Source organism: Stackebrandtia soli (assembly GCF_965137155.1).
Classification (GTDB): Bacteria; Actinomycetota; Actinomycetes; order Mycobacteriales; family Micromonosporaceae; genus Stackebrandtia; species Stackebrandtia soli.
Genome location: NZ_CBCRZX010000079.1, coordinates 1 through 11,738, shown reverse-complemented (window position 1 = coordinate 11,738; position 11,738 = coordinate 1). Strand labels below are relative to the sequence as shown.

The following is an 11,738-nucleotide window of genomic DNA, read 5'->3' as shown; positions in this document are numbered from 1 at the left end:
GGCCACCGCCGGAACCCAACCCCCAGACGATCACGAGAAAGGACGCGAATGATGTCCAGCTCCGCTGAAGAACTACTCATGGCCGTTTCGACCGCCGAGGCTCAATCCCGTGAAACGACGGCGATGATTTACGCGGCCACGTCCGCCGCCGAGCACACGGAGAGCGCGTTCCACATGTCCGGTGGCCACGACAAACTCACGCTGATCACCGTCATCCGCGCCGCTTTGGACGAGGCCACGGCCTACAGTCCCAAGTAGACAATAAGCTGGGAGAGGCGCACGCCTGGACCGCCCAACTCAACACCGGTTACTGACCCCACCCTCAGCCACCCCAATCATCCACTTTGGGTTTTCCACAATGCGTTCATCATCCACAGGCCACCGAAACACGACTTGACGCCCACGCCTGGCACCCCTCTACGCTCGTATGCATGGGGCGGAGGTTTGGAGGCCCCTCGGGCTGGTGTGATCCCCATTAGGACGAACACCGCGACGCGGCATTGGATTCTGGCATCGTCATCCCACCGGAGAGCACGCCACGACTTGACGATCCCGACAACAAGGGCACACGCGAGAACTGGCGCCGCCGACACGGAAAACGCCGGCCAAGCCACAATGGTCCCACCACACCGCACGACACCCCACCGCCCACCGCACCACGGACCACGGACCATCACGCCCGCACGCGCGTTCAACACGACGCCCAGTCCGGCTCGGTGGAAAGGAAACTCGGCCAGCCTCGGTGATATAAAACGCGGGATCACCTGGGGCACAACGAAACTCATGACAAAAGGCACGAGCCGTGCGCCAGTGGCTCTCGTTCGGCTCCCCGACCTTCCGGGCGCCGTACGGCGCGGTGAGCCTCACACGGTATCGGTCATCCGGGCGATGAGGAATTCGAGCCGTTCGTCCTGCCCGGCCAAGGGAATGCGGCCGCCGTCCGACAGGACGGCCATGCCGTGCAGCGCGCTCCAGATGACCTCGGCGAACAGTTCGCGGCGGTCATTGTCCCGACGAAAACAGCTGACGAACTCGTCGAAACAAGCTCGCAACGAGGGCGGCGTCTCGGCACTCGCGAACTTCAAATCGGTCGGCAGGATGAACATGGCCTGATACAGGGCAGGGCGCTCGGTCGCGAAATCGAGATAGGCGCGGCATACGGCGCCCAATGCCAGTCCGAGTTCGGGGGCGGCTCGCCGTGCCCGGTGAAGCTCGGCGGCGAGTTCGTCGAACCCGACGAGAGCAACGGCGCTCACGATGGCGTCCTTGCCGTTGAAGTGGCTGTACAGCACCGGCTGGCTGTACTCGACGCGTTCGGCCAGCCGCCGAGTCGTCACCGCGTCCCAACCCTCGGTCTCCGCGAGTTCCCGTGCGGCCGTGATTATCAGTTGATGGCGTTGGGCGCGTTCACGTTCGCGGCGCTCGCTGATGGCGGACATAACAAACATCATAGCAACGCTAGACATTCTGCCGAGGATAGAGTAACTTCGCTATCAATCCTAGCGCCGCTAGATCTTACTATCGTGGAGAAGCCGACTCATGCTCATCACTATCGCCAACGTCATCGCCGGATTGATCGGCGCGGGCATCATCATCATCGGTGTGCGCGCCTTCTGGGCACCACAGGCAGCTGTCGGCTTCGGCATCCCCGACACCCGAACAGAGGACCCGAACTTCCAAGCGTGGTTGACCGTCAAAGCCGTGCGCGACATTGCCTCGGGTGTCTTCATCCTCATCCTGTTGGCTGGAGCGACCCCCCAACTGTTGGGGTGGTTCATGCTGGCCGCCGCCGGCATACCCATCGGCGACGCACTGATCGTGTTGCGCAACAAGGGCCCCAAGGCCATCGTCTACGGCGTCCACGCGTCCACCGCCGTCGTGATGTTGGTGAGCAGCGTGTTCCTGCTCATCGGGTAGTGGCACGCACACCGTCGGCACGGGGCTGTCGTCAGCACAGCGGGAAACCGAGGTCGAACACACCACCCCGAGCCGTCACGGCTGGCGGAAATCATTGGCCCATCGAAATAAGCGACTGACGCGTGGACGCGTGCTCGGCGGATACCCGTCGAGCACCGGCCGCGTTCTGATGTTCGCGTCGCCCGGGAGGTCCCACCCGGAATCGACGGGATCAGACGGCCGCGGTGCCGGTCGCCATGGCTTCGCGCATGCCCTGGTTGGCGAGGCGGTCGGCGCGTTCGTTCTCGGGGTGACCCGCGTGGCCCTTGACCCAGAACCATTCGACGGTGTGCCGCGCCATCGCCTCGTCGAGCCGCTGCCACAGGTCGACGTTCTTGACGGGCTGCTTCGCGGCCGTCCGCCACCCGTTGCGCTTCCAGTTGGCGATCCACTGTGTCACACCATTGCGGACGTACGTGCTGTCGGTGTGCACTCGCACGACGCAGGGGCGTTTCAACGATTCCAGGGCCTCGGCGGGCGCCGTCAGCTCCATGCGGTTGTTGGTCGTCTCGCCGGATTCGCCGCCGCACAGTTCGCGTTCGTGTTCGCCGTATCGAAGGAGCGCGCCCCAGCCGCCGGGTCCGGGGTTCGGGCTGCACGCGCCGTCGGTGTAGATGTCCACGATCCGTTCCGTCACGAGCGAACCATACGGCTTCTGATGGTGGGCGGCGGCGGCCGGGCACAACCGCCGCCGCCCGTCCCGTCGAGCCGGGAGCCTGGAGGCCGTCTCGTCGTCAGGGTCGGCTGCGGCGGCGCGACCCTCGACGAGGCCGACCTTTACGGCTCGGCGGGCCCGGCGTAGAGGAATCCACCGGGGTTCTGCGGGTCGGCGACGAGCAGGACGTTGTCGCCGATCCGCGGGATTTGAAGTTTGGAGACGACCGTCCGCATCGGCAGTTCCTGGCCGGTGTCGACGATCCGCAGGGCGAGGTCGACGACCGGGTCGAAGTTGATGAGCTGCCCCGTGTCGGCCAGGTTCGTGACGACGGCGCGGGTGGTGGGGGCGCCGCTGGCCCGCAGCTGCGCGGCGATGGTGCCGGACTGCATCGACTGGATGCTCTGTTGGATGCGGTTGAAGTCGTTGTCTCCGACGAACGCCTTGGTCAACCTCCCGTAGAAGCCCTTGCCCTCGGCGATCTGACCGATCATGTCCATTCCGCGTTCTTCGCGGCTCTTGCGTTTTCCGAACAGGCCCATGACATTCCTCTTTTCGTTGTCGACGGGTCGCGTCTCCCACGGGAACCGGGGGCCGTACGGTGGTGGCCGTGCCGTGGGTGATGCGTTGTCGTCACCGTATGAGCGGTCCGGCCCCTACCGATCCCGGATTCGCGGTGACACGCGCTCGGCCCGTATCGTGTGGCCATGTCGACACCCCCGAGTGAGCCCGCCGCGATGGTGCCCCGCGCACGTGCCGTGGACGAGGCGTGGCGGGCGATCGGCGCGGGCGTGGAATCGTTGAGCGGGCCGGATGGCGGACCGTTGACGCGGACGGTGAAACTCCTGCTGTTGCCGCTGGTGATCCGGCCGACGTTGCGCCCGGAGTTGGCCGCCGACGTCCTGTCTCTCACCGACGCGGCGCGACTGCGGGAACTGTTGACGGAGGCCGCCGGGACCTTGCGCGCGACCTCGGCGTGGTTCGCGTTGATGAAGCGGGCGCGTCGCCGGTCTCGTGTCGTCGCGGGCAATCCGCAGGACAGGTACTTCCCGGTGTGCTTCGAGCTGGCGGCGACGCATGGCGCGCCGACGCCGGACACCGAGGTCATCGCGGACCGCCGCGTCGCCGAGCTCGCCGAACTCGACGGCGGTCGAACCGTCGACGCGTTGAAGGTTTACCTGCGCGACAACGCGCACCGGATCCGTCTGGCGCGCTCGATCGACCGGCACTGGCGGGACCGGGACGTGTCCGTGTCCGACCCTGCGACGTCGGTCGCGGCCGCGGTTCGAGTGCTGACGGGTTGCGGGGATCGACGGACTCGGCGGGACGCGACGGCGGAGCTCGCGAAGATGGCAGACGCGGGCGACGGCGCGAACGTCGGCGCGGCGATGTGGAGTGACCGTTCGAACCTGTGGGGCGCCGAGGACTTCCCCGCGTCCCTGCGGTTGAGCGATCGGGCGGTCCCGGCGCGGCCCGAGATCGGGACCGGGTCGTCGACGGCGTCGCTTCCCGCTCCCCTCGATCGAACACTCCATGATCGACTGTTCATTGTGTTGAGAGGGTCGCGGCGGGAGAGCCTGCCGCCCGTGCCCGAACTCGCCGCCACCGAGGCCGGTCGCTGCTGCGCCCCGCTCGGACTGCTCGACGAGACGCTGCGGGTCGCCCTCGTCGTCGGGGGTCGCCTCGCGGTCGGGCTGGACCCGTTGGGCGGCAATGCGACACCGCTGGCCGACACGTCCGCGCACCACGCCGTCAACGGTCGGTTCCGTCGGGAGGCGTCCGTGCTGCGGGCGCGCCGGATGACGACCGGACCCGACACCGAGGGCGGGACGCTCGCCGAGCTCGCCGAGGAACTGCGCACCGTCTGGATCGCCTACATGAGACGTCTGTGGGTACGCCTGCACGGCCGCGACACCCACTCCGAACCCCTGACCGACGGGACCGAGCTGTGGGACCTCCTCGACGGCGTCGCCCGGTCGATCGTCATGGACCACCGCGCGAAAGTCCGTCAGGCGCTCCGCGCCCTCACCGCGAGCGAGACCGCCGATGCCTGACCAGCCATACGAACCCGTACCCGTCACCGTCGCCCCGGACGGCTCCGTCATCGTCGGGGACGAACCCGACACCGACGACTTCACCGCGCTCGTCCTCGACGTCGCGGGCGGCTCGCTGACCTGGCCGCTCCTCACCGATCGCCCGCCCACGGCATGGCTGTCCGACCCCGCGACCGCCGCCGACTGGCTGTGGTCGCTGTACGGCGAGGCCGTCGCGGTCGCCGTCGACGGGACGACCCGTGACGGTGTGACCCGAACCGTCACCGCCGTCCGCACACCCGCATCCGCGCTCGCGCGCCGACTCGCGTGGGGGCACTGGGCGTCGCGCTGGTGGCCCGCGTCCACCATCGACGGTATTCCCGCACTACCGTCCGATGTGCTCGGTCTGGAGCTGGTCGCGTTGACCCACCGCAACCAGTCCATCCTCGACCCCGAGGTCGCCGCCGACGACATCACCGACCTCCTCCGCGTCCACGAGCCCGCCGTCGAAACGCTCGTCACCTGGTGGCGCGCGGATCGCGGCCCCGTCGGGCACACCGTCGCGGCTCTGTTGCGCACCCTCGTCCACGCCGCCGACGCCGAGGGCGTCGACTCGCCCGCGCTCGACGCGGCCGCCGAAGCACTCGACGGCGCCCCTGCCCCGGCCGCGATGCCGAACTTCGCTCGCCCCGGCGACTTCGCCCTCGCGGCGGGCGACAGCACCGCGACCGGGAGGGTCATCGCGTCCGGTTTCGGAGTCAACGACTGGCGCCGCTACCCGCCCGGCCTGGTCGACGCGGCAGAGGACGCCGTCTCGTGGACCGCCCGCGCGTCCGGTGCCGCACGGCGCATCGACGTCGACGTCGCCGCGGGCGAACTCGCCGAACCCACCGCCCGGCTCGCCGCCGAGGTGGTCCTCAACGGGGACACCCAGACCCGCATCCGGCTGCGGCCCGGCGACGGCGCGTGGCGCGGCGGCACCGAGCTGGCCGGCCCCGTCACGACCGCCACCCGCTTCGACGTCGGCGTGCTGCTACCCGGCTTCGACCAGGGCGAACTACCCGACGCGCGGGATCGACGCGACGCCGTCCGCGCGCACGCCCGCGCCCGACTGGCCGCCGCGACGACAGGTGCGAGGACCGATGAACCGTTCCTCGCCGAGCTCATCGCCGCCGCGACCGAGTCGATCTGACCAGAATGGACATCGTGGAGGTACGTCGTGACTGACGAACCGGACGGCGGCATCCCGCACGACGTCGTCGAACGCATCAACGCCGGAGGAGTCACCGCCCTCGAGCACGTCGCGGCCGGAGACCTGCCGGCCGCTACCGCGGTATACCGAGAACTGTTGGCGCTCATTGAAACCATCGAATCGAACCCCGACGTCGTCTTCGTCCGCGCGCATCTGCTCGGCGCACTCGCCGGACTCATGTACGACCAAGGCCGGCTCGCCTCCTCCGCGACCGCGTTCCAGGAGGCGTACGAACTCGCGATGTCCGTCGCCGACGAGCCGATGGGACCGAACGGTCGGCTGTCCTGGCTCGACACCACGATCACCATCCTCATCGGATACGCCGAGACGATCCACAAGACCGCAGAATTCGACACCGCCAACCAGCTGCTCGACCAGGCGGAACGCCTCATCGACGAGCTCGGCGACGCCGGGGATCGCAGCGCGCAACTCAACACCACCCGCGCCACCCTCCTCATGAGCAAGGGCGACTGGGCGCGCGCGGAACAACTGCTCGTCGTCACCATCGACACGACCGATCCCGACAGCCCGTCCCTCGGCTACCTGCACACCATGCTCGGCCGGACCTATGCCTTCACCCGACGATTGGACGACGCGGAGGACCAGTTCCAGCAGGCCGCCGACGCCTTCGCCGCGATGCCGTGGCCCGTCCCCACCGGTGAACTACTCGCCGACCGCGCCAACCTCGCCCAACAGCGCGGCGACAACGACACCGCCACCACCCTCTACACCGAGGCCGCGGCCGAGTTCACCCGCCTCGGAAGGGACGGCGACCTGGCGATCTGCCAGCAGGCCCTCGCGACACTCGCCACCGACGGCGACACCGCCGACCAACTTCTCATGGACAGCCTGCGCCGCTTCACCGAACTCGACATGAGCCTCGCCGCCGCCGACACCATGATCCTCATCGGACGACGGGCCTTCGACCGCGGAGACGTGTACGCGACCCACCACTACCTGACGACGGCCCGCAAGAACTACCACCGGCACGGCATCCAGGAACGGTGCGCACAGATCGACTACCTGTTCGCGGCGGCGATCGAGACCGGCCTCGAGAACGGCGCCCACGACGCCCACGAACGAAAGGCCGTCGACGAGGCGCTCGCGGCGACCCTTCCCGCAGCGCTGTACCTCGAGTCGGTCCGATACGACTTCGCGTCCGGTCACGCACGCGCCCAATGGCTCGCGCTCGCCGAGGAGGCCATGAACCTGGCGTTCCGGCTGGCACTGCGACGCGGCGACCAGGGCCTCCTCTTCGAACTGGTCGAGTTCCGCTGCGCCGGGGCACCGCTGTCGTTGGCGTCCCCCACGGAGCCGACATCCCTGGAAGAACTGCCCGACACCGATGTTCACCCCGACGGCGGCGGCGAACCGTCGCACTCCCTCGGTCGCGCCGCCGCCGAGGCCGCCGCTTCGGAGGGTCTGCGCGTCGGACCGCCGCCCGGCATCGTGATGTCGGCCGGATTCGGCCGCATCGCGCTCAGCGAATACATCGACACCGCCCGGGAACGGTACGGCGTGCCCATCATCGGACCGGAGAGGACGAACTCGTGGTGAACCCCCGACCGACCGTCCAACTCAGACTCGCCGACGCGGGCGACCTGCACATGACGTGGCGCTGGCTCAACGCGAACGCCGCCTACGGCACCGGATACTCGCCGCCCGAACGCATCGCCGAGCCGCTCGGCGAACTCACCGAGGCGCTCCCCGGCTCGGGTTCGCCCGAACGCCTCCGCGCGGCCTTCGCCGGCGCGCTCGCGTCGCCCGAGTCGGAGCTTCGACTCATGCGGCGACTCGCGGAGGTCTTGTGGCCGAAACCGTTGACGGAACAGCTGCGGCAGGCGAACGACCTCGGGTTTCGGGCGCTGGTGCGTCTTCAACCGTCGCCTCGGGTCGCGGCCGTGCCGTGGGAACTGCTCGCCGTCGACGACGAGGGCACGCGGCTCCTCGACCTCGCGGACTTCGTCACGGCGGCGCCGATCTCGCTGCGCGCCGGTAAGGCCGTCTCGGAGACGTCACGCCGCGAGAACGTGCCGACGGCGGCGACGACCGTCTACGTGCTCGATCCGGCGGTGCCCGGCGTGGGTAGGGGCGCGGGTCTCGGTTCAGTGCTCGGCGACGTCGCGGCCGACCCCCAGTTGACGGCCTTCGCCGAACGCGTGATCGCGGCCGGCGACGCAGCGCCTCGGGTCTCCGAACCGGTGGAGCTGTTTCGTCGCGGCGATCTCGACCGCGATTGGCTCGGGGAGCGACTTCGCGCGGGAGCCAGTCGGCTGTTCTACGTCGGTCACGTCACCTCGGCGGCGGTCGAGGGTGGACAGAGCGAGGACGCGCGACTGCATCTGGCCTGCGGCGCCGACACCTCCGGTCTCGCCGAAGCGGTGCGCGGACATCGTCCACTATCGGCCAAGGATCTGCTGTTGGGCGATCTGCCGTCCAAAGCGGACGGACGCGCGGGCGGCGCGATCTGGCCCGCACCACCACGCGTCGCCCTGATCGGCTGCGAGAGCGGCGGCGACACGCGATTCGCCGAGTCCTTCGGGCTGGCGTCGGCGATGCTGCACAACGGCGCCGAACTCGTCACGGCGGCGAAGTGGATCCTCCCGACGAACCTCGCCTTTCACCGGCTCGGCGGGATCGACCCCGCCGAGCGTCCACTGTCGTCGTTGATCGTGGCGGTCGACGACGCGCACGCCGCCGCCGACCCGATCGCGACCCTCGCCGACTGGCAGCGGGAACGCCTCGCGGCATGGCGCGCCTCGGGCGCACTGGCGGACGCGCCCCTCCTCTGGGCCGCGCTCACGTCCATTGTGTTGTGACCGGTCTTCCGTTCAGGGACAGTTGACCCATTCGTCGGAGCCGTCGCTGAAGAACTGGTGCTTCCAGATCGGCAGCCGCGCCTTCACCTCGTCCACGAGACGCGCGCATGCCTCGAACGCCGCCGCCCGATGGTCGGCGGACACCGCCGCGACCAGGGCCGCGTCCCCGATGGTGAGGTCGCCGATGCGGTGCGAGACCGCCACGGCGCCCACGCCATCGAGCGCGGCGATGTCCGCCGCGACCTCCGCCAGGACAATCTCCGCGTCGGGATGGCCCTCATAGGTGAGCCGGTCGACGCTGCGGCCGTGGTCGTGGTCGCGGACGACGCCTGCGAAGGAGACGATCGCGCCGTACCGATCGGCGGCGACGCGGATCTCGTGTTCCGACACGAGAATCGGCTCCAACGCGATGCGGCTGTAGATCACGCCGCGGCCCCCGGCACGGGGACGAAGCGGACGCGGTCACCGGCCGACGCGGACGTTCCCGGGTCGATCACGACGAAGCCGTGTCCGCCCGCGAGACCGCGCAACATGGACGATCCAGTGTGTCCCGTCGGGTAGGCGAGACCGTCGTGGTCGATCCGCACGAGCGCGAGGTGCGTGTCATCGCCGCGACCGGCGATGTCGGCGCCGAGCGTCACCTTCGACAGCGGCGCCAGGCTCCGTCCCGACATCCCGTCGATGAGCGGGACGACGAGCGACACGAGCGCGACGACCGCGGACTGCGGGTTCCCCGGCAGACCGGCGACGAAACGTCCACCGGGCAGAGCGGCGATGAGCATCGGGAAGCCCGGCCGCACGGCGACGGAGTCCACGATGTACTTCGCGTCGAGGGCGTCCAGCGCGGCGTGCAGGTGATCGCGCGGGCCGCGCATGGTGCCGCCTGTGGTGCAGACGATGTCGGCGTCGTCGAGGGCCGCGCGGATGACGGCGATGTGCGATTCGAGCGTGTCCTCGATCGGACCACGCGGCGAGAAGCCGGGCACGGTGCCCGCGCCGAAGCGGCGCAGGATGTTCGGCACCATCGGGCCGAGGGCGTCACGAACCTGGCCGGGCCTGGGCGCGCCCGTCGTGGCGAGTTCGTCGCCGAAGACGAGCACCGCGGCGCGCGGTTTCGGCCGGACGTCGATGGCGTCGTGCCCGGTCGCGGCGGCGAGACCGAGTACGGCGGGGGTAACCGCCGCGCCCGCCGGGAGGAGTTCCTCTCCGTCGGCGGTCTCCTCGCCTATCTCGCGCCATTCCGGCTTCGGTCGGGCCTCCCCGGTCACCCGGTCGTCCGCGTCCACCGTGGAGTTCTCGGTGCGAATGATGGCCTCGGTCCCGGGCGGGACCATCGCGCCCGTCGCGACCTCGATCGCCTGGCCCGCTTGGATGTTGGGCGCTGTCTGTCCTGCTAGGACTTGACCGGACAGGCGCCATGGTCCGCCGCCCGCGACGGCGTAGCCGTCGACGCTGGACGTCGGGAACGCCGGGAGCGGCCCGAGCGCCGTGAGGGGTTCGGCGAGCGTCGTCGCATCGGCGTCGGCGAGTTTCATCCGGGCCGGGGGCAGTTTTGCGGCGAGTCCGGCTGCGTGGGTGTTCTCGCGCGCGGCATCCCACGTCGGTGTGCTCATGCGTCCTCCCTTTCGTGATCTCCATCATGGAGTTGTTGGATAGTGTGGACGATTATTGGCGACAGGACGGCGAGGCCGTCCCGAGCGGCGCCGGTCGATCCGGCGAGATTGACGATGAGCGTGCGACGGGCGATACCGGCGAGACCGCGCGAGATCGCCGCCATCGGGGTGTGGATGGCGCCGTATGCGCGGATCGTCTCGGCGATACCGGGGATCGGGCGATCGATGAGCTCCGCCGTCGCCTCGGGAGTCCGATCGGTGCTGGTCACGCCCGTCCCTCCGGAGGTCAACACGACGTCGACGCGGTCGTCGACGGCTCGCCGCAACGCTTCGGCGACGTCAGGGCCGTCGGCGACGACGACGGGATCGCCGACGTCGAAGCCGAGGTCGGCGAGCCCGCTGACGAGGATCGGTCCACTCGTGTCGGTGTAGACGCCGGTGGCGGCACGGGTCGACGCGACGATAACGACTGCTCTCAAGGGCGACGCCAGCTTCCGGTCTTGCCGCCGTCCTTGGCGAGCACACCGACGTCCGTCAGTGTCGCGGCCGGGTCGACGGCTTTGATCATGTCGATGATGGTCAGTCCGGCGACGGCGACGGCGGTAAGCGCCTCCATCTCGACGCCGGTGCGATCGGCGGTCTTCGTGCGCGCCGTGATCGTGATGGTCGACTCGGCGACCTCCAGATCGACGGCGACGCCGTGCAGTGCGATCGGATGACACAGTGGAATCAAATCGGGAGTGCGCTTGGCGCCCATGATGCCCGCGAGCCGGGCTGCGGAGAGAACGTCGCCTTTGGGCAGGCCGTCTCCGCTGATCGCGGCGGTCACGTCCGGGGTCGTGTGGACGATGCCGGAGGCGACGGCGGCGCGCGCGGAAACGTCCTTGGTGGTCACGTCCACCATCCGGGCGGATCCACGCGAGTCGATATGCGTCAGGTGCGGCGTTTTCGTCACCAATGCAGTCTAGAGGTTGTTCCGCCGTCTCAGGGCGTGCGAGGCGCGTGGCAGGGCGTCACTCGACGAGGCGGAGGACCGTCCGCCTGTGGGTGTCGAGCGAGGACGGTTGTCGCGAGTGGTCGGTCCGGCCGCCTGGACCGGGCTTTCGACTTGATGTGGCCGGTCTCTTGTGTCTCGTCTCGTCCGCGCGACACGGTCCCGCGCCAGCGAAGTGCCCCGGCCTCCGGCTTGATGGGGCGGTTTGCCAGGTGGCCCGAGACTTACGGCTTGGTGGCGCGGAGTGCCAGGTGGCCACAGGCTTTCGGCTTGGTGGGGCGGGCGTACGTGGCCAAGGCTTTCTGCGGTGACAGCGCGGAGACCCACCAAGCCGCGAAAAATGACCACGACCAGACCGCAAGCTCCCAGGTCGGAACCCTCCTGCGCGGCGGCGGCCCGGTCTCCCGGCTTGGTGG

13 protein-coding genes are annotated in these 11,738 nt (G+C 69.3%); 6 read left to right on the top strand and 7 right to left on the bottom strand.

Annotated features, from left to right (window positions below; all coding sequences use genetic code 11):
- Window positions 1–51 precede the first annotated feature (51 nt).
- The gene (locus ACM9NP_RS23640; protein WP_415648981.1) at window positions 52–258 is read left to right on the top strand and encodes a hypothetical protein; all 207 of its coding nucleotides are present in this window, start codon (window positions 52–54) and stop codon (window positions 256–258) included.
- Window positions 259–863: 605 nt separating this feature from the next.
- On the opposite strand, the gene ACM9NP_RS23635 is transcribed toward ACM9NP_RS23640, so the two are convergent.
- Window positions 864–1,439: a TetR/AcrR family transcriptional regulator gene (locus ACM9NP_RS23635; protein WP_415648980.1), complete on the bottom strand. Its 576-nt coding sequence runs from the start codon at window positions 1,437–1,439 to the stop codon at window positions 864–866.
- A gap of 100 nt (window positions 1,440–1,539) precedes the next feature.
- Between ACM9NP_RS23635 and ACM9NP_RS23630 the strand changes: the two genes are divergently transcribed.
- On the top strand, window positions 1,540–1,917 hold the full coding sequence (locus ACM9NP_RS23630; protein WP_415648979.1) for a DUF4267 domain-containing protein: 378 nt from the start codon (window positions 1,540–1,542) through the stop codon (window positions 1,915–1,917).
- 211 nt (window positions 1,918–2,128) lie between these two features.
- On the opposite strand, the gene rnhA is transcribed toward ACM9NP_RS23630, so the two are convergent.
- Entirely contained in the window at window positions 2,129–2,593 is a 465-nt protein-coding gene (gene rnhA, locus ACM9NP_RS23625; protein WP_415648978.1) for a ribonuclease HI, read from the bottom strand.
- A 140-nt stretch (window positions 2,594–2,733) separates the two neighbouring features.
- A complete protein-coding gene (locus ACM9NP_RS23620) occupies window positions 2,734–3,153 on the bottom strand; it encodes a hypothetical protein (RefSeq protein WP_415648977.1) in 420 nt (139 codons plus the stop codon).
- Between the two features lie 165 nt (window positions 3,154–3,318).
- Here ACM9NP_RS23620 and ACM9NP_RS23615 point away from each other — a divergent pair, with 165 nt between their 5' ends.
- The 4 genes from ACM9NP_RS23615 to ACM9NP_RS23600 are packed head-to-tail and all read left to right on the top strand — an operon-like array spanning window position 3,319 to window position 8,715.
- Window positions 3,319–4,665, top strand: coding sequence for a hypothetical protein (locus ACM9NP_RS23615; protein WP_415648976.1), 1,347 nt, complete (start codon window positions 3,319–3,321; stop codon window positions 4,663–4,665).
- Window positions 4,658–5,836 (top strand): hypothetical protein, encoded by a 1,179-nt coding sequence (locus tag ACM9NP_RS23610; protein ID WP_415648975.1) that lies wholly within the window; start codon window positions 4,658–4,660, stop codon window positions 5,834–5,836. The genes ACM9NP_RS23615 and ACM9NP_RS23610 overlap by 8 nt, the downstream gene beginning before the upstream one ends.
- A gap of 27 nt (window positions 5,837–5,863) precedes the next feature.
- Entirely contained in the window at window positions 5,864–7,453 is a 1,590-nt protein-coding gene (locus ACM9NP_RS23605; RefSeq protein ID WP_415648974.1) for a hypothetical protein, read from the top strand.
- Window positions 7,447–8,715: a hypothetical protein gene (locus ACM9NP_RS23600; protein ID WP_415648973.1), complete on the top strand. Its 1,269-nt coding sequence runs from the start codon at window positions 7,447–7,449 to the stop codon at window positions 8,713–8,715. Before ACM9NP_RS23605 ends, ACM9NP_RS23600 begins: the two co-directional genes overlap by 7 nt.
- A 12-nt stretch (window positions 8,716–8,727) precedes the next feature.
- Here the strand turns inward: ACM9NP_RS23600 and ACM9NP_RS23595 are convergent, their stop codons facing one another.
- The 4 genes from ACM9NP_RS23595 to moaC are packed head-to-tail and all read right to left on the bottom strand — an operon-like array spanning window position 8,728 to window position 11,283.
- Window positions 8,728–9,141, bottom strand: a complete 414-nt coding sequence (locus ACM9NP_RS23595; RefSeq protein WP_415648972.1) for a molybdenum cofactor biosynthesis protein MoaE — start codon at window positions 9,139–9,141, stop codon at window positions 8,728–8,730.
- A complete protein-coding gene (locus ACM9NP_RS23590; protein ID WP_415648971.1) occupies window positions 9,138–10,328 on the bottom strand; it encodes a molybdopterin molybdotransferase MoeA in 1,191 nt (396 codons plus the stop codon). Before ACM9NP_RS23590 ends, ACM9NP_RS23595 begins: the two co-directional genes overlap by 4 nt.
- Window positions 10,325–10,807, bottom strand: coding sequence for a MogA/MoaB family molybdenum cofactor biosynthesis protein (locus tag ACM9NP_RS23585; protein WP_415648970.1), 483 nt, complete (start codon window positions 10,805–10,807; stop codon window positions 10,325–10,327). The genes ACM9NP_RS23590 and ACM9NP_RS23585 overlap by 4 nt, the downstream gene beginning before the upstream one ends.
- A complete protein-coding gene (gene moaC, locus ACM9NP_RS23580; RefSeq protein ID WP_415648969.1) occupies window positions 10,804–11,283 on the bottom strand; it encodes a cyclic pyranopterin monophosphate synthase MoaC in 480 nt (159 codons plus the stop codon). Before moaC ends, ACM9NP_RS23585 begins: the two co-directional genes overlap by 4 nt.
- Window positions 11,284–11,738: the final 455 nt, after the last annotated feature.

Coding starts and splice junctions, on each gene's coding strand:
- ACM9NP_RS23610 (WP_415648975.1), top strand. CDS start 4,658: ATGCCTGACCAGCCATACGAACCCGTACCCGTCACCGTCGCCCCGGAC.
- ACM9NP_RS23630 (WP_415648979.1), top strand. CDS start 1,540: ATGCTCATCACTATCGCCAACGTCATCGCCGGATTGATCGGCGCGGGC.
- ACM9NP_RS23620 (WP_415648977.1), bottom strand. CDS start 3,153: ATGGGCCTGTTCGGAAAACGCAAGAGCCGCGAAGAACGCGGAATGGAC.
- ACM9NP_RS23615 (WP_415648976.1), top strand. CDS start 3,319: ATGTCGACACCCCCGAGTGAGCCCGCCGCGATGGTGCCCCGCGCACGT.
- ACM9NP_RS23635 (WP_415648980.1), bottom strand. CDS start 1,439: ATGTCCGCCATCAGCGAGCGCCGCGAACGTGAACGCGCCCAACGCCAT.
- ACM9NP_RS23590 (WP_415648971.1), bottom strand. CDS start 10,328: ATGAGCACACCGACGTGGGATGCCGCGCGCGAGAACACCCACGCAGCC.
- ACM9NP_RS23640 (WP_415648981.1), top strand. CDS start 52: ATGTCCAGCTCCGCTGAAGAACTACTCATGGCCGTTTCGACCGCCGAG.